Annotated in this window: 14 protein-coding genes; 6 read left to right on the top strand and 8 right to left on the bottom strand. The window is 45.2% G+C overall.

The features are described 5' to 3' along the window. Positions 1–338 precede the first annotated feature (338 nt). The 6 genes from AB6E54_RS06670 to AB6E54_RS06645 all read left to right on the top strand — a co-directional run bounded on the left by AB6E54_RS06670 (position 339) and on the right by AB6E54_RS06645 (position 5,173). Positions 339–767 (top strand): DUF1499 domain-containing protein, encoded by a 429-nt coding sequence (locus AB6E54_RS06670; RefSeq protein WP_017059301.1) that lies wholly within the window; start codon positions 339–341, stop codon positions 765–767. A gap of 127 nt (positions 768–894) precedes the next feature. Beyond that, on the top strand, positions 895–1,590 hold the full coding sequence (mtnN, locus tag AB6E54_RS06665; RefSeq protein ID WP_017059300.1) for a 5'-methylthioadenosine/S-adenosylhomocysteine nucleosidase: 696 nt from the start codon (positions 895–897) through the stop codon (positions 1,588–1,590). A 10-nt stretch (positions 1,591–1,600) separates the two neighbouring features. Further along, a complete protein-coding gene (locus AB6E54_RS06660; RefSeq protein WP_102319700.1) occupies positions 1,601–2,560 on the top strand; it encodes a cobalamin biosynthesis family protein in 960 nt (319 codons plus the stop codon). A 1-nt stretch (position 2,561) separates the two neighbouring features. Next, positions 2,562–3,431, top strand: coding sequence for a vitamin B12 ABC transporter substrate-binding protein BtuF (gene btuF, locus AB6E54_RS06655; protein ID WP_372106027.1), 870 nt, complete (start codon positions 2,562–2,564; stop codon positions 3,429–3,431). A 74-nt stretch (positions 3,432–3,505) separates the two neighbouring features. Beyond that, on the top strand, positions 3,506–4,123 hold the full coding sequence (locus tag AB6E54_RS06650) for a TRIC cation channel family protein (protein ID WP_017062893.1): 618 nt from the start codon (positions 3,506–3,508) through the stop codon (positions 4,121–4,123). A 204-nt stretch (positions 4,124–4,327) separates the two neighbouring features. Then, on the top strand, positions 4,328–5,173 hold the full coding sequence (locus tag AB6E54_RS06645; RefSeq protein ID WP_017059296.1) for a LysR family transcriptional regulator: 846 nt from the start codon (positions 4,328–4,330) through the stop codon (positions 5,171–5,173). Here the strand turns inward: AB6E54_RS06645 and AB6E54_RS06640 are convergent. The 8 genes from AB6E54_RS06640 to ftsZ form a co-directional block, all read right to left on the bottom strand. Further along, the gene (locus AB6E54_RS06640) at positions 5,124–5,903 is read right to left on the bottom strand and encodes a TSUP family transporter (RefSeq protein ID WP_372102359.1); all 780 of its coding nucleotides are present in this window, start codon (positions 5,901–5,903) and stop codon (positions 5,124–5,126) included. The two genes, AB6E54_RS06645 and AB6E54_RS06640, sit on opposite strands and share 50 nt — an antisense overlap. A gap of 195 nt (positions 5,904–6,098) precedes the next feature. Then, on the bottom strand, positions 6,099–9,329 hold the full coding sequence (gene carB, locus AB6E54_RS06635; protein ID WP_017059294.1) for a carbamoyl-phosphate synthase large subunit: 3,231 nt from the start codon (positions 9,327–9,329) through the stop codon (positions 6,099–6,101). Positions 9,330–9,345: 16 nt separating this feature from the next. After that, entirely contained in the window at positions 9,346–10,500 is a 1,155-nt protein-coding gene (carA, locus tag AB6E54_RS06630; protein WP_010434758.1) for a glutamine-hydrolyzing carbamoyl-phosphate synthase small subunit, read from the bottom strand. Positions 10,501–11,003: 503 nt separating this feature from the next. Beyond that, complete coding sequence (gene dapB / locus AB6E54_RS06625; RefSeq protein WP_020628676.1) at positions 11,004–11,828, bottom strand: 4-hydroxy-tetrahydrodipicolinate reductase; 825 nt, start codon at positions 11,826–11,828, stop codon at positions 11,004–11,006. Positions 11,829–11,920: 92 nt separating this feature from the next. After that, positions 11,921–12,319: an 8-oxo-dGTP diphosphatase MutT gene (mutT, locus tag AB6E54_RS06620; RefSeq protein WP_017062897.1), complete on the bottom strand. Its 399-nt coding sequence runs from the start codon at positions 12,317–12,319 to the stop codon at positions 11,921–11,923. A gap of 348 nt (positions 12,320–12,667) precedes the next feature. Next, positions 12,668–15,394, bottom strand: a complete 2,727-nt coding sequence (gene secA, locus AB6E54_RS06615; protein ID WP_372057793.1) for a preprotein translocase subunit SecA — start codon at positions 15,392–15,394, stop codon at positions 12,668–12,670. Between the two features lie 390 nt (positions 15,395–15,784). After that, a complete protein-coding gene (lpxC, locus tag AB6E54_RS06610; protein WP_010434751.1) occupies positions 15,785–16,702 on the bottom strand; it encodes a UDP-3-O-acyl-N-acetylglucosamine deacetylase in 918 nt (305 codons plus the stop codon). A 96-nt stretch (positions 16,703–16,798) separates the two neighbouring features. After that, on the bottom strand, positions 16,799–18,028 hold the full coding sequence (ftsZ, locus tag AB6E54_RS06605) for a cell division protein FtsZ (RefSeq protein ID WP_372106025.1): 1,230 nt from the start codon (positions 18,026–18,028) through the stop codon (positions 16,799–16,801). Between the last annotated feature and the right edge of the window lie 14 nt (positions 18,029–18,042).

The following is an 18,042-nucleotide window of genomic DNA, read 5'->3' as shown; positions in this document are numbered from 1 at the left end:
ATAACGTAGTAGAAATGACCAGCAAACGCTGCCCGAAGGGTTCGGCTAAAAGCGTTTTACTCTTTGTTGAGGGAGATTTGCTTAGAGTGACTAGGCTACTTCCCCCTCGCCGCGATTAAAACGCTTTTATCTCGAACAAAATTTAACCACGAAAGGTCAACACGCCCTAGTATAAGGTTTCCTTTATTACTCAGGCCGTTACTATAAAAAAGGGATCCAATGATGGATCCTTTTTTGAATTAGATACGTTTATCACAAGCATATCGAAAAATACGTAAAACAATCGCAAACAAGCCAATACCTATAACTAAAATTAAAACAACGCCATAGGAAACATTATGAAAAAAGCAGCTCTCCTCTCGTTATCACTTTTAACGTTAACCGCTTGCAGCCAAGGAATCACGGACATGAAAGACAGAACTTCATCACCTTGTGGAGACAAACCAAACTGCGTATCAACTCAAGATGATCGTGAGCAACATGCATTGGCCGCGTTTGAGTTGTCAGATTCAGCGAGCTTAGATGCGATTGAGCAGGTTGCGCTAACCTTACCGGGATCAAAAACCGCGAGTAAAACAGAAGATTATCTGCGTGTTGAATGTACTTCGCGCATCATGCGTTTTGTCGATGACTTAGAACTTAAAATCACGGATGGCAAACTGATCGTGCGTTCAGAGTCTCGTACTGGCCATTCTGATTTTGGCGTAAACCGAAAACGAGCTGAACAACTTCGTGCTAGCTTGAAAAGCGAAGGCCTAATCAAATAGATAAAAGAATACGCAGATAAATCGCTACTATTCGGATGAGAAGTGCCTCTGGGCAGTCGCTCGACACTTCTTATCCATGCTACAATTTCGCTCTACTGTTTAAATATTATTTATTAAGAGACTACACATGAAAATCGGCATCATTGGCGCAATGGAGCAAGAAGTTGCGATCCTAAAAGCAGCAATTTCAGACATTACTGAAGTTAATAAAGGCGGTTGTACCTTTTTCTCTGGTCAGCTAAATGGTGTTGACGTTGTTTTGCTTCAATCTGGCATTGGTAAAGTAGCAGCGGCTGTTGGTACTTCAATCCTACTAAGCGAATACCAACCAGATGCCGTTCTGAACACGGGCTCTGCTGGCGGTTTTGATTCAACACTGAACCTTGGCGATGTGGTTATCTCAACTGAAGTTCGACACCACGATGCAGACGTTACAGCTTTCGGTTACGAAATCGGCCAAATGGCAGGTCAACCTGCAGCGTTCAAAGCTGACGACAAACTGATGGCTGTTGCTGAACAAGCACTAGCACAAATGGAAGACAAGCATGCCGTTCGCGGTCTTATCTGTACTGGCGACGCATTTGTTTGCACAGCAGAACGCCAAGAGTTCATCCGCAAGCACTTCCCATCTGTTGTTGCTGTAGAGATGGAAGCATCGGCTATCGCTCAAGCTTGTCACCAATTCCAAGTACCATTCGTGGTTGTTCGTGCAATCTCTGATGTTGCAGACAAAGAATCACCAATGAGCTTCGAAGAGTTCCTGCCACTAGCAGCGCAAAGCTCTTCTGAAATGGTTATCAAGATGGTTGCCCTACTAAAGTAAGCGACTAGACATGCAAACACTGTTTGATCAGGTATTTGCAAATGGCGTGCTCCTTGTGATGTGGGGAGCACTGCTTTTTCATTTAATTTTACCTATCCCCCATGCCGCACACCCCACGACCTTATGGCATAAGTTTGCTGAGCTTTTAGCAAGCAAGGTTAATAACAATAACAACCACAACTATTCCCAAAGTTTAATCTCAGGCACATTAGCCTGGGGGTTAATGGTACTGCCAACTCTGGTTATTCTATTGGCACTGCAACCATTGGTTTGGCAATCTCAACTGTTTGAATTGGCACTGTTATTACTCGCGATTGATTGGCGCAATAATGAAAAGCTGGCTAACCAACTGATCAAAGTACTTGGCCGAGAAGATAAAGCGGCCGCTCGTCAGTTACTGGCTCCGATTGTCAATCGTCAAACCGAATCACTTTCGTCACTTGGCCTCGGCAAAGCCGCCACAGAAACCATAATCATGGGTTACGCTCGTAACGTAGTTTGTGTGTTGTTCTGGTACGCCATTGGTGGTGGAATCGCTGCGTTAATGTATCGCCTTGTGGTCGAGTTAGCTCGAGCTTGGTCGCCAAGTCGCAAGCAATTTTCTCCGTTCGGCTCAACGGCGATCAAGATAGTCGCTATCCTAGAACTTATACCAATGCGCTTATTTGCCTTGATGATCGTCTTTGGTGATAAAGCAACGCACACATTTAAGATGATGCTAGTCCAAAGTCGCTCTTGGCCACTACCCGGCCCAGCCTGGTTAATCACGGCTGTTGGCAACAAGCTGGAGTTATCATTAGGTGGCCCTGCGATTTACGACAACACTAAAGCCATTCGCGCGAAATTAGGCGGAAGAATCGCACCGTCAGCTCTGCATCTATCTCAGGTTCAGAAACTACTCTTTGGTCGCATCGCTATCTGGATATTTTTACAAAGCCTAGCCTTACTATTTATTCACCAAGGGATTTAGAGTGAAACCTTCAGCACTTGTTACAAGCCTTACTATTTTGTCTTTCAGCTTATGGCTGCCTTTATCATTTGCAGAAGAAGCACCACGGACTCAAGAACAAGTACAGCCGGCTCAACGCGTAGTCAGCCTTGCTCCTCATGCCACTGAACTCGCGTACAGCGCAGGTTTAGGTAACAACCTTGTCGCCGTAAGTGAACGAAGTGATTACCCACCACAAGCCGATAAGCTTGAAAAAGTGGCAAACTATCAAGGTATCAAGGTTGAGAAGATCATCGCACTTCAGCCTGATTTGATTCTTGCGTGGCCAGCGGGAAACCCGCCCAGAGAGCTCGCGAAACTAGAGCAATTTGGTTTTAATATTTACTACTCCAAGACCAAAAGCCTAGACAGTATCGCAACCAATATTGAACAACTGAGCGAATACGCTAGCGATCCAAGCATTGGCGAAAATAACGCTCAGCAATACAGAGAGCAGCTCAACGCGTTGAGACTAGAATACAAAGATGCCGAGCCAGTAAACTACTTCTACCAGCTCAGTGAAAAGCCGATCATCACTGTTGCTCAAGGACACTGGCCAAGTGAGGTGTTTGAGTTTTGTGGTGGACACAATATTTTTGAAGACAGCGCCTCGCCATATCCGCAAGTTGGTATTGAACAAGTTGTATTAAGAAAACCGCAAGTGATTTTCACTTCTCAGCACGCGATTGAGAATGGAACCATGTGGCAAACATGGGAAGATGAAATCCCAGCAGTCGCTCAAAATCAGATTTGGTCCCTCAATTCAGACTGGATTAATCGCCCGACAACGAGAACTTTGAAAGCGATCCAACAAGTGTGCGATTTCTTCGATAGAGCTAGGCAAAATCACTAACTATTTGCTGCGTTTTTTCGTACAATTCGCCACCGACCTGTCCCTACAATTTTAACTATAAGAGCACCAGTATCATGGACTCCATGCTGCTTTATATTATCGATTTATTTGGCACTGCCATCTTTGCCGTCTCAGGCGTATTTGTCGCTGGCCGTCTTAAGATGGATCCCTTTGGCGTCGCCGTTCTAGGCAGTGTAACCGCGATTGGCGGCGGCACAATTCGTGACATGGCATTGGGTGCAACTCCCGTGTTTTGGATCACCGATACCACCTACCTTTGGGTCATCATCATCACCTGTTTGCTGACCATGATTATTGTAAGACGCCCGAAACGTCTGGCTTGGTGGATATTGCCGGTATGTGATGCGATTGGCCTAGCGGTGTTTGTTGGCATTGGTGTAGAAAAAGCACTTATCTATCAAGATTCAGCACTAGTGGCGATCATCATGGGTGTCATCACCGGCTGCGGTGGCGGTATTATCCGCGACGTACTTGCCCGTGAAGTGCCTATGATTCTAAGAAGTGAAGTCTACGCGACCGCTTGTATCATTGGTGGTACTTTCCATACCATGGCGATCAGCATGGGGCACGATTCAGAAACTGCATTTCTGGCCGGCGTGTTCTCAACACTATTGATAAGGCTTGGCGCTATTCGTTGGCATTTATCATTGCCGACCTTCGCCATCAAATAAGCTAACGTTACAAAGTGAAAGGCTCCGTAAAGGAGCCTTTCTTAATTTGAGCTCCCCAACACAATTATTATGCTCTCGCGCTACACGTGCGAGCATAGCTAAAAATACCTAACTTGGTTCAAAGCTTTAGTTTCAAGACTAGAGAATGAATGTTGTTTGAGGTAAGTTGAAACAATCATTCCCAACTTTCATGAATATAACCCAATGCTACTCGAAGGAATCGAAACTCTACTGGTATTGAGTAAAGCAAAGACCATGAGCCGCACAGGCAGTTTGCTTTATATCAGCCAATCAGCGGTCAGCAAACGGATTGCGAATTTAGAAAAGAAGCTAGGTAAAAAGCTCATTGAACCGAGTGGCCGACAGATAAAACTCACGCCAGATGCGATAGCATTAATAGAGAGTATTGGCCCGACATTCAATGAACTTCGCGGGCTTATTTATGAACAGCAAGAGTTGGAAGATACTACTCTCATCACCCTAGACAGCTCTAAGTCTCTGATAGCCGGTTATTTAGGTGAGATGATGGGCCAGTTCATCCAGCAAGATAAGTACATCACCATTACCACCAACCACACGCCGAGAATCATAGAGCGAGTGCAATCTGGTAAGGCGACCTTGGGGTTGTGTGCTGGCTTACTGCCACCGCATCATGGGTTGATGACCTTCCATCTATTTGATGAGCCGTTTTACATAGTGAGTAAGTCACCGCTAACGGAGCTTCCTCCAATGGTCATCACTAACGACATGACCAACCCTGCCAATTCTTATCAACTTTCTGTATTAGAGAAGTTTGGTATCAAACCCTTGATGGAGATGGATGCCTACACCGCAGCGGCTCAACTTGCATTGGGCGGGACTGGGCCAGCGTTAATACCGCTCTCTATCGTAAAAACACTCAATATTGAGCCTCAATATCTGTATAGCTTCACCGAATTAGCAGGCTTGATTCGGCCGATTCATATCTGTGTCAGACCAAATAGTTACCAGTCTCCACGAGTTAAAACACTGATAGAATCCATTGTTGATGCTGTTCCCAAAGCAGTTTAGACGCCATTAGCATCGACATCACGATCACAAAGGGGCGAATCCATTTCTGCCCTTTTGTCACCACCACTTTAGCGCCAAGCTGAGCGCCCATAAATCCACCGACCGCCATCACTAATCCCAACTCCCAAATAGGCAAACCAGCCAAAATAAAGAAAATTAAGGCAGCGATATTCGAGGTAAAGTTAAGTACTTTAGTACGCGCCGTAGCATCGACTAACGAGAAGTGACCAATAGCAACAAAGCAGACGGTGAAGATAGAACCTGTTCCTGGGCCAAAAAAGCCATCATAGAAACCCACGCCGCCACCAATACACAGAGCAAACATGGCCTCAGAGATCTTCTGTTTTCCTTCAGACGCTCTAGTTTGCGGTGCCAACAGGAAATAGAGAGAGATAGCGATAAGCAGCAGCGGTATCACACTGGTCAGTAGGCTCGCATCAATGTGCTGGACTAACTCAGCGCCAATTGCAGAGCCAATAAAGGTACAAAAGATAGCAAGGCGCATCTCTTTGATGCTGACGATACCGTTGCGCACGAAATACCAACTCGCAGAGAAGCTGCCAAATGAGCTTTGGAGTTTGTTAGTTGCCAATGCCTGCGTCGGTGGAACTCCAGCCGCTAGCAATGCAGGTAGAGTCAGTAACCCACCGCCGCCAGCCATTGCATCAATAAAGCCTGCTGCCGTTGCAACAACAAACAAGATAGCCAATATTTCTAGAGTGATTTCCATATACCCAACGCCTTAAAGTCCTGTGTAGCGACAAGTTACCACTCACGGCAGACGAGCAATAACGAAACACAAGATTCTAACCTATTCCAAATATTCATCATTAAGTTACCGCGGAATAACAGACATAAAAAAGCCCACTCCGAAGAGTGGGCTTTGAGCATTTATATCCGCTTATCAACGATACACTTTAGGCGATTAAGCTTGAGAAGCTTTAACCTGAGCGTGTAGCTCTTGAACTGAAGTTACTGACGTTTTCGCGTCTGCAGTGTGCGCCATACAAGTCGCGAATGCAGCGTTTAGCGTAGTCGTGTAGTTAACTTTCTCAGCAAGTGCACCACGACGAAGAACTTTAGAATCTTCAATCGCTTGACGGCCAGCTGCAGTGTTCACGATGTACGTGTACTCGTTGTTCTTGATACGGTCAAGAATGTGAGGACGACCTTCGTGTACCTTGTTTACTAGACGTGGGTTGATGCCCGCTTCGCCAAGGATAACCGCAGTACCGTGAGTTGCGTCTAGCTGGTAACCAAGCTTAGATAGCTTAGATGCTAGGTCAACAACACGCTCTTTGTCGCCTTCGCGAACAGAAAGAAGTGCACGACCGCCTTCTGGGTAGATGTTACCACAACCCAATTCAGCTTTAGAGTATGCTTCTGCGAACGTCGCACCAACACCCATAACTTCACCAGTAGAGCGCATTTCTGGGCCTAACAGTGGGTCAACACCAGGGAACTTGTTGAATGGAAGTACAACTTCTTTCACTGAGTAGTAAGGTGGGATGATTTCTTTCGTAAAGCCTTGAGACTCTAGAGATTGACCCGCCATTACACGAGCGGCAATCTTAGCGATTGGCGCACCAGTTGCTTTAGATACGAATGGAACCGTACGTGCTGCACGAGGGTTAACCTCGATTAGGTACACTTCATTGTTCTTAACAGCAAACTGCGTGTTCATCAGACCACGAACACCCAACTCGAACGCTAGCTTTTCAACTTGCTCGCGCATTACATCTTGGATTTCTTGGCTTAGCGTGTATGCAGGAAGAGAACATGCTGAGTCACCAGAGTGAACACCCGCTTGCTCGATGTGCTCCATAATACCGCCGATTACAACGCGCTCACCGTCACAAATCGCATCTACGTCTACTTCAACAGCGTCATCTAGGAAGCTATCAAGTAGTACTGGAGATTCGTTGGATACGCTAACTGCTTCGTTGAAGTAGCGACGTAGGTCTTGCTCGTCGTATACGATTTCCATCGCACGACCACCAAGTACGTAAGAAGGACGTACAACAAGTGGGAAGCCGATTTCACGAGATTTCTCTACCGCTTGCTCCATTGTTGTTACTGTCGCGTTTTCTGGTTGAAGTAGGCCTAGACGGTCTACAGCAACTTGGAAACGCTCACGGTCTTCTGCACGGTCGATTGCGTCTGGGCTAGTACCGATGATTGGTACGCCAGCAGCTTCAAGAGCACGTGCCAGTTTAAGTGGCGTTTGACCACCGTACTGAACGATAACGCCTTTTGGCTTCTCAACACGAGCGATTGCTAGTACGTCTTCCAGAGTTACTGGTTCGAAGTACAGACGGTCAGACGTATCGTAGTCTGTAGAAACTGTCTCAGGGTTACAGTTAACCATGATAGTTTCGTAGCCATCTTCACGTAGCGCTAGTGATGCGTGTACACAACAGTAGTCAAATTCAATGCCTTGGCCGATACGGTTTGGACCGCCGCCTAGAATCATGATTTTTTCTTTGTCTGTTGGGTTTGCTTCACACTCGTCATCGTAAGATGAGTACATGTAAGCCGTATCTGAAGAGAACTCAGCTGCACACGTATCTACACGCTTGTATACCGGGTGGATATCGTATTGGTCACGTAGACGACGGATTTCGCTTTCCGCTACACCTAGAATCTTAGATAGGCGCGCATCAGCAAAACCTTTACGCTTAAGCTTGTTTAGCTCGTCTTTATTTAGACCAGCAAAGCCTTTCGCTTTAAGTTCTTGCTCTAGCTTAACGATGTCTTCGATTTGAACTAGGAACCAACGGTCGATTTGCGTTAGGTTGAATACACCATCTACCGACATACCAGCACGGAATGCGTCAGCGATGTACCAAATACGCTCTGCGCCAGCTTCTTTAAGTTCGTGACGGATAGTCGTTAGAGCATCTGGTGCGTCTAGGTCTACCATTTCGTCAAAACCAGTCGCGCCAACTTCTAGGCCGCGAAGTGCTTTTTGTAGAGATTCTTGTTGGTTACGGCCGATGGCCATAACTTCACCAACCGACTTCATTTGCGTCGTTAGGCGGTCGTTAGCACCTGCAAACTTCTCGAAGTTAAAACGAGGAATCTTAGTTACTACGTAGTCGATTGTTGGTTCGAATGATGCTGGAGTTGCGCCGCCAGTGATGTCATTCATTAGCTCGTCTAGCGTGAAACCAACAGCCAGTTTCGCTGCAATCTTAGCGATTGGGAAACCTGTTGCTTTAGATGCTAGTGCAGAAGAGCGAGATACACGTGGGTTCATCTCGATGATAACCATACGGCCATCTTTCGGGTTGATACCAAACTGTACGTTTGAACCACCTGTTTCAACACCAATCTCGCGCAGTACTGCTAGAGATGCGTTACGCATTAGTTGGTATTCTTTGTCTGTCAGCGTTTGAGCTGGAGCCACGGTGATTGAGTCACCTGTGTGAATACCCATTGGGTCGAAGTTTTCAATCGCACATACGATGATGCAGTTGTCGTTTTTGTCACGAACCACTTCCATCTCGTACTCTTTCCAACCGATAAGTGATTCATCGATAAGAAGTTCATTAGTTGGAGATAGATCCAAACCACGACGACAGATTTCTTCAAATTCTTCTTTGTTGTAAGCGATACCGCCACCAGTACCACCCATCGTGAACGATGGACGAATGATACAAGGGAAGCCAACCATGTCTAAAACTTTGTAAGCTTCTTCCATCGTTTTCGCTGTATCAGCAGTTGGACACTCAAGGCCAATTGCTTTCATTGCTTTATCGAAGCGTGAACGGTCTTCTGCTTTATCGATAGCGTCAGCCGTTGCACCAATCATTTCAACACCGAACTCTTCAAGAACGCCGTGCTTTTCTAGGTCTAGAGCACAGTTCAATGCAGTTTGGCCACCCATAGTAGGTAGAACTGCATCAGGCTTCTCTTTAGCGATGATGTTACGCACAACTTCCCATTGGATAGGCTCGATGTAAGTTGCATCTGCCATGTCTGGGTCAGTCATGATTGTCGCTGGGTTCGAGTTTACAAGAATAACTCGGTAACCTTCTTCGCGAAGCGCTTTACAAGCTTGAGCACCAGAGTAATCGAACTCACATGCTTGGCCGATAACGATCGGGCCAGCACCTAGAATAAGAATACTTTTAATGTCAGTACGTTTTGGCATTGTCTACTACTCCGAATTACGCTGTGTGCTGTTTGATTAGTTCAATAAAGTGGTCGAATAACGGCGCTGCGTCTTCTGGACCTGGGCTTGCTTCAGGGTGACCTTGGAAGCTGAATGCTGGTTTGTCTGTACGGTGAATACCTTGTAGAGAACCATCAAATAGTGATTTGTGCGTTGCACGTAGTGTCTCTGGAAGGGTTTCTTCGTCAGCAGCAAAGCCGTGGTTTTGCGAAGTAATCATCACAACATCACGATCTAAATCTTTAACCGGGTGGTTTGCGCCGTGGTGACCAAACTTCATCTTCACTGTCTTAGCGCCTGACGCAAGAGCAAGAATCTGGTGACCTAGACAGATACCGAAGATTGGTAAGCCTTTTTCTAGGAACACTTTTGTCGCTTCAATTGCGTAAGTACATGGTTCTGGGTCACCAGGGCCATTTGAAAGGAAAACACCGTCTGGGTTCAGAGCAAGTACTTCTTCAGCTGAAGTCTCAGCAGGAACAACCGTTAGGCGGCAGCCGCGGTCAACAAGCATTCGTAGGATGTTTCGTTTTGCACCGAAGTCATAAGCAACAACGTGGTATGGCAATTCTGAGTCTGCTTTCGCTTCAGGAAGTCCACCCGTAAGCGTCCACGAACCTTGTTTCCATTGATACGCTTCTTTTGTTGTAACTTCTTTCGCAAGGTCCATACCTTTCAGGCCAGGGAATTCTTTTGCTTTAGCAAGAGCTAGAGCTTCGTCTAGGTTTCCATCGTTTACTGAAGAGCCAGCTACGATACAACCGTTCTGTGCGCCTTTTTCACGAAGAATACGCGTCAGCTTACGAGTATCGATATCAGCGATACCAACAACGTTTTGCGACTTAAGGTAATCAGAAAGGGATTGTTCATTACGGAAGTTAGAAGCGATTAGAGGGAGATCGCGAATCACAAGGCCTTGAGCGTGGATTGAAGAAGATTCTTCGTCTTCGGAATTGGTTCCGGTATTGCCAATGTGAGGGTAAGTAAGGGTAACGATTTGTTGAGAATAGGAAGGATCAGTGAGGATTTCTTGGTACCCCGTCATCGAGGTATTAAAAACGACTTCACCAACTGCAGAACCTACAGCGCCAATGGCTTCACCGTGAAATACTGTCCCATCTTCTAGGACGAGTAGTGCTGACTTCTTCAAGACAACCTCCAGAAATAAAAATGCATTAAAATTGATTTAATTTGCAAATCTACCTTCCTGCAACACCAAAAACTGCGTGTTTATGGAAATTAGACAAATTGGCGGTATTTTAGTGATCTGCGTGATACGTGTCAACATTTAACTCAAAAGAAATTAAACATTTGTAAGGACTAATTCAATTTACCCCCTCAAAGCTCCAAAAGTTCAACTTTCATGCGCATTTAGCTCGAATATTACGATTTTCTAATTTTCACTCCTCATTTTAGCCAACCATAGAGTGATAAAAATATCAGCAACAAAACGCAATCGATAAATACCAAGAGAAAACATGACAATTTAAAGATCTAAAACAAAAAACACACTAAAGACCACATAAACAGCATAGAAATAGAGTCAAAAAGGCGATAAGAAGAAAGTAGAAGGAAGATCGGAGAAGTGAGATTACTAAGGAAAATGCACCAAATAAAGAAAGCGCCGGCAATTGCCAGCGCATAAATATCTATTTATAGGTCATTCAAACCAAGCACATCCGTCATGGTATAAAAGCCTGCTGGTTTATCATTTAACCAAACCGCGGCCTTGATTGCGCCATTAGCAAAGGTCATTCGATCAGTAGCTTTATGGGTAATTTCCACTCGTTCACCGATATCAGCAAACATAGCGGTGTGTTCACCAATAATGTCACCGGCACGAATCGTCGCGAAACCAATCTCATCTTTAGTGCGCTCGCCAGTAATACCCTCGCGTGACCATACAGCTACATCGTTCAGCTCATTGCCCATAGCACCCGCAATAGCTTCGCCCATACCAATCGCAGTACCTGACGGTGCATCGACTTTATGACGGTGATGAGCCTCAACGATCTCGACATCACAGTAATCGCCCATCACTTTAGCGGCCTTCTCTAGCAGCTTAAAGACCAGGTTCACACCAACGCTGTAGTTAGGTGCCATTACGATAGCCATCTCTTTTGAAGCAGCATCAATCACCTGCTTCTCTTCTTCAGAGAAGCCCGTTGTACCGATGATCAGTTTTTTACCGTGACGTTTACAAAGTTCAATATTCGCTAATGTGCTAACAGGGGCAGTAAAATCGACAATCACATCAAACTCTTCGATGGCTTTAGACAAATCATCGACTAAAGCAACATCAAAACGACCTTCACCGCATAACTCGCCGACATCTACGCCGACCAAAGATGACTCTGGACGCTCTGAACCAGCTCCAACACTTGCTTCTGAATTATGATGAGCGGCTTTCACCAAGTTGCGGCCCATGCGGCCCGCTGCTCCTGCAATTGCAATTCTTACCACTGCGAATATCTCCATTGTTTTGGTTACCGTTGCCACTTATCTCTTGCAGCAACGTTCAATCGATTAATCTCTTTAAACTAACAACAATCTCAAACTCAGGCTAGCAATTACGAAAACTCTTTTATTACTCGCTCTAAAATTGGCACATTTGCCTCTGGGAAGGCGTATTGATTCAATGATTCTAGGCTTACCCATTCACCTTGCTGACCTTCTTTACCATAAGGCTGCTCTTCAAAATCAGTCACGAGAATGAAATCGAACTTAAGTGACTTATCCGTGTAATCAAATTCAAGATGCTCAAACAGAGACTGCTCGGTCACCTTGATACCGACCTCTTCATCAAGCTCGCGAGTCATCGCTTGCTCAATAGTTTCGCCCTCTTCAACCTTGCCACCTGGAAATTCCCAGAAGCCACCTTTGTGCTTGTCATCTGGACGCTTAGTGATAAAGACCTGTGACTTATCTTGATTGAAGATAATACCCGCTACGATATGGATTCTTTTCATTGATGGTGTTCCTTAATAAAACGCTGAACTCACATAGTCCCTAAATACGTCATCCTCAAGAAAGAGGAACGACTGAGTTGGGGATCTAAAACTACGCGAGCCTAACTAAACAAGATTCCCTACTACGCTCACTCCTCGCTATAGGGAATGACAACTTCCTTGCGTAACAAAGTAAGCCATGAAATTTACATACAAAAAGAGCCGCCTAAGCGACTCTTTATATTCTATTTGTCAGTTTTATGAAGCTAAGTTGTAGTGTATGAGAGCAAGGCGGTGGCACGGAGCTTACGACTGTAAGTGAGTACCACCAACGCAGCTATCATGCGCTACAGCAACGATTCATTAAACTTACGCGATTTTACCGTGACACTGCTTGTACTTCTTACCGCTACCACATGGGCATGGCTCGTTACGGCCAACTTTACGCTCGTCACGCACTACCGTTTGTGGAGATGCCGCTTCAGCTTCATCGTCAGCTAGCTGGTTTTCAGCTGTTGCATGTTGCGCTTGTGCACGACGCGCCGCTTCTTCAGCTTGAGCTTGACGTTGAGCTTCCATCTTTTCAACTTCTTCTTGTTGCTGAACGCGCACTTTAGAAAGGATGGTAACAACGTCTGTTTTCAGTACATCTAGTAGGCCTTCAAACAGTTCAAACGACTCGCGCTTGTACTCTTGTTTCGGGTTCTTCTGAGCATAACCACGTAAGTGGATACCTTGACGAAGGTGATCCATCGCAGCCAAGTGCTCTTTCCAAAGGCCGTCTAGCGTTTGTAGCATCACAGATTTCTCGAAGTTACGCAGTACTTGAGCACCAACCACTTCTTCTTTCTGTTTGTACGAATCAACCGCCATAGCAAGAATACGCTCACGCAATGCTTCTTCATAAAGCTTGTCGTCTTCGTCTAACCAACCTTGAATATCAAAGTCTAGATCGAAGTCATTCTTCAGACGATCTTGCAGACCCGCGATATCCCACATATCTTCAAGAGACTGAGGTGCGATGTATTCATCAATCACTGATGCCAATACATCTTCACGGTTGTGTTCGATCATCTCGCTGATATCGTCAGAGCTCATTAGTTCATCACGAAGCTCATAAACCACTTTACGTTGGTCATTGGCTACATCATCGTACTCAAGAAGCTGCTTACGAATATCGAAGTTACGACCTTCAACTTTACGTTGTGCTTTTTCAATTGAGCGAGAAAGCATCTTAGATTCGATCGCTTCGCCTTCGTCCATACCACTTTGGATAAGACCAGCCATACGATCCGATGTGAAGATACGTAGCAGAGAATCTTCCATTGATAGGTAGAAACGAGAAGAACCCGCATCACCTTGACGACCAGAACGACCACGTAGCTGGTTGTCGATACGGCGAGATTCATGACGCTCAGTACCAATGATGTGCAGACCACCTGACTCAAGCACTTTATCGTGGATTACTCTCCAGTCAGCTTTGATCTTCTCGATCTGCTCTTTGGTTGGATTCTCTAGCTTCTCAACTTGTGCCTGCCAGCTACCACCTAATACGATATCGGTACCACGACCAGCCATGTTAGTTGCGATAGTTACCGCACTCGGCATACCAGCTTGTGCAACGATCTCTGCTTCCATTTCGTGGAATTTAGCATTTAGAACGCTGTGCTTAATTTTTGCTTTTTTCAGTGCGTTAGACAGTAGTTCAGACTTCTCGATAGAAACCGTACCAACCAATGATGGCTGACCAGCAGCTACACGGTCTTTGATGTCTTCAATGATCGCATTGAACTTGTCTTCTTCGGTACGATAAACCACATCTGGCATATCGTTACGAACCATAGGCTTGTTGGTTGGGATAACCACTGTTTCTAGGCCGTAGATAGACTGAAATTCGAAAGCTTCTGTATCGGCTGTACCTGTCATACCTGACAGTTTTTCGTATAGACGGAAGAAGTTCTGGAATGTAATCGATGCTAGCGTCTGGTTTTCATTCTGAATCTTCACACCTTCTTTAGCTTCAACAGCTTGGTGTAAACCTTCAGACCAACGACGACCTGGCATAGTACGACCAGTATGTTCATCAACGATAACCACTTCGCCTTCTTCAGTAACGATGTAGTCGACGTCTTTCTCAAACAGTACGTGTGCACGCAGCGCTGCATTGACATGGTGCAATAGGCTGATATTAGTTGGAGAGTAAAGCGTGTCACCCTCTTCCATCAGGCCGTTTTTGACCATTAGCTCTTCTACAAATTCTTGACCGTTTTCAGTCAGGTGAACCTGTTTCGATTTCTCGTCCAAGGTGTAGTGACCTTCACCACGGTACTCTTCAGAATCTTCTTTATCTTGGCGCTCAAGGTTAGGGATCAACGTGTTAATACGCGTGTAAAGATCTGAACTATCTTCAGCTGGGCCAGAGATAATAAGTGGAGTACGAGCTTCATCGATTAAGATTGAGTCAACCTCATCGACAACAGCAAAGAAGCGCTCACGTTGAACACGATCTTCAGCACGGAAAGCCATGTTGTCACGTAGGTAATCGAAGCCAAACTCGTTGTTTGTTCCGTATAGGATATCCGCTTGGTACGCTTCTTTCTTCTCTGGTGGAGCCATGTTTGGCACGTTTACGCCAACAGTCATACCAAGGAATTCAAATAATGGGCGGTTTGTTTCCGCATCACGCTTCGCTAGGTAGTCGTTCACCGTTACTACGTGAACACCTTTGCTAGGTAGGGCGTTAAGATAAGCTGGTAGGGTTGCTGTAAGAGTCTTACCTTCACCAGTACGCATTTCTGCAATTTGGCCAGCATTTAGAACCATGCCACCAATCATTTGCACGTCAAAGTGACGCATGCCGTAAACACGCTTAGACGCTTCACGTACCGTAGCAAATGCTTCAGGTAGAAGTTGGTCTAGCGATTCACCTTTATCTAAGCGCTCACGAAACTCAACCGTTTTTGCTTTTAGCTCTTCGTCTGAAAGAGCTTCAAACGTTGGTTCGTAGTTATTAATTTCTTTTACAATTTTTCTAAGGCGGCGCAGTGTTCTGTCATTGCGACTGCCAATTACCTTTGTCAGCAGCTTAGTAATCATGTGCTTGGAATCTCTTCGTTCTCAGATCGTCCGCGATCTATTTTAAATGCCGTCAGTGTCTCTACTAGCTATGAACTAGTCTTCAGTTACTAACCAAGGATACTGAGATAAATCTAGTATCTTTGATATTGTACTTGAGAGTAGAGTTTTCAAGGCTTGAGTTAAAATTAATGCCCTTTAGTGTAAGTAATTTTCACATCAACAACCATTTATAACCCCATTTGTTTGATGTGCTTGGAACTTTTCTTTCTAATTGCTGATGGATTAGCCAGACTGCAGCTCATTGGGAGACAACTTTCGGATGTTGACGACACTGTATCTGGAAAATAGATACAAAAAAACCAGGTCAATGACCTGGTTTTCGAAATCTTATATTGCTGTAAACAACAATTACGCTAGAACCATTCCTGGCTCAGCAAATGCAACAGGAGAGCCTACTTCTTCTTCGAATGTTGCCCATTCCCAAGCTTCTGCGTCAGCAAGTACTGCACGTAGTAGTTGGTTGTTTAGGCCGTGACCTGATTTGTATGCACGGAACTCACCAATAATAGCGTGTCCACACATGTACAAGTCACCAATCGCGTCTAGTACTTTATGAGTTACGAACTCATTGTCAAAACGTAGACCTTCTTCATTAAGAATTCGGTATTCGTCCAGTACGATAGCATTATCAAAGCTACCGCCAAGTACTAGGTTTTGAGATTGTAGATACTCAATGTCGCGCATGAAGCCGAAAGTACGAGCGCGAGAAATTTCTTTCACAAAACCTTGTGAAGAGAAATCAAACAACAAACGTTGCTCATCAGATTCAATAGCTGGGTGGTTAAAGTCGATCTCAAAGTCCATACGGAAGCCGTTAAATGGAACAAATTCTGCCCACTTATCGCCATCTTCAAAACGGATAGGCTTTTTGATACGAATAAAACGCTTCGCTGCATTCAGTGTTTCTACACCCGCTTGCTGTAGCAAGTATACGAATGGGCTTGCGCTACCATCCATAATTGGGATCTCAGGTGCATCTACTTCAACAATAATGTTGTCGATGCCCATACCCGCTAAAGCTGCGTTAAGGTGTTCCACTGTAGAGATACGTACGCCTTCGTCATTAACAAGAGCTGTACATAGCATAGTGTCACGAACTGACGCTGGATCAGCTGGGAAATCTACAGGTGGATTTACATCTGTACGACGATAAACAATACCTGTATTTGCAGCTGCCGGGCGAAGAGTAAGTGTGACTTTACGACCAGAGTGGAGACCCACACCAGTTGTTTTCACAATTTCTTTCAGAGTACGTTGTCTGATCATCTGCTTGCCTCGTTATCAGTGCTACAAATCACGGTCAGTATTTACCGACCGCGAATTTTACCATTAATTCGACGATAGTCAAATTTTGGGTATTTGTTAATCAGCCTGACGTCGTAAGAATGCTGGAATATCTAAGTATCCACTCTCTTTCTCAGCCTTAGGTGCTGCACTTTGGCTAGCGCCTGTACCTGAAGAAACAGGTGACGTTGTTGGCTGCGGCTTAACTTGAGGTTTAACCTCAGTTTTTTCTTGCAATGGTTGTGCCACTTTCTCTTCCACTTTTGGTGCAGTTTGAACTGCAACTTGTGGTTGAGGAGTTGGTGCAACCTTAGCTTTACCACCAGCAACTAATGTAATGTCTGGTTTTTTCTCTGTGCCGATACCTGTTGCTACAACAGTTACACGGATTTCATCCGTCATATCAGGGTCTAGAGAAGTACCAATCACAACTGTTGCGTTATCAGATGCGAATGCCTTAACTGTATTACCTACTGTTTCGAATTCATCTAGACGCATATCTAGGCCTGCTGTGATGTTCACAAGAACGCCACGTGCGCCAGCTAGGTCGATGTCTTCTAGTAGTGGGCTAGAAATTGCCGTTTCAGCAGCTTCTTCAGCACGGTCTTCACCTTTTGCGATACCGCTACCCATCATTGCATGACCCATCTCAGACATTACGGTGCGAACATCCGCGAAATCGACGTTAATCATACCAGGGCGAGTAATTAGCTCAGCGATACCTTGTACAGCGTTTTTAAGTACATCATTGGCACTTGCGAAAGCTTCTAGCAGAGTTACGCCGCGGCCAAGTACTTTAAGTAGCTTTTCATTTGGAATCGTAATTAATGAATCCACATGTTTAGAAAGCTCTTCAATACCTTGCTCAGCAAACGCTAAACGCTTTTTGCCTTCAAAGCTAAATGGCTTAGTTACAACAGCAACCGTCAGCACACCCAACTCTTTCGCAACTTCAGCAATAACTGGAGCAGCACCTGTACCAGTCCCACCGCCCATACCAGCTGCGATAAATACCATATCGGCGCCAGTTAGAACTTCTTTAATTCTTTCTCGATCTTCGAGAGCTGCATCACGGCCTACTTGTGGGTTTGCACCAGCGCCCAAACCTTTAGTGATATCACCACCAATTTGGATCACGCTGCTCACGCTTGTTTTACGAAGTGCTTGTGCATCAGTGTTAACACTGATGAATTCTACGCCTTCGATTGATTCACGTACCATGTGCTCAACAGCGTTACCGCCACCGCCACCAACTCCAACGACTTTAATTACTGCATCGTCAGACATTTCCATCATCGGTTCAAACATGTGTTATCTCCGTT

The sequence above is a fragment of the Vibrio sp. 10N.247.311.49 genome, assembly GCF_041467655.1.
Taxonomy (GTDB): Bacteria; Pseudomonadota; Gammaproteobacteria; order Enterobacterales; family Vibrionaceae; genus Vibrio; species Vibrio crassostreae_C.
This window is presented reverse-complemented; position numbering and strand designations above follow the sequence as displayed.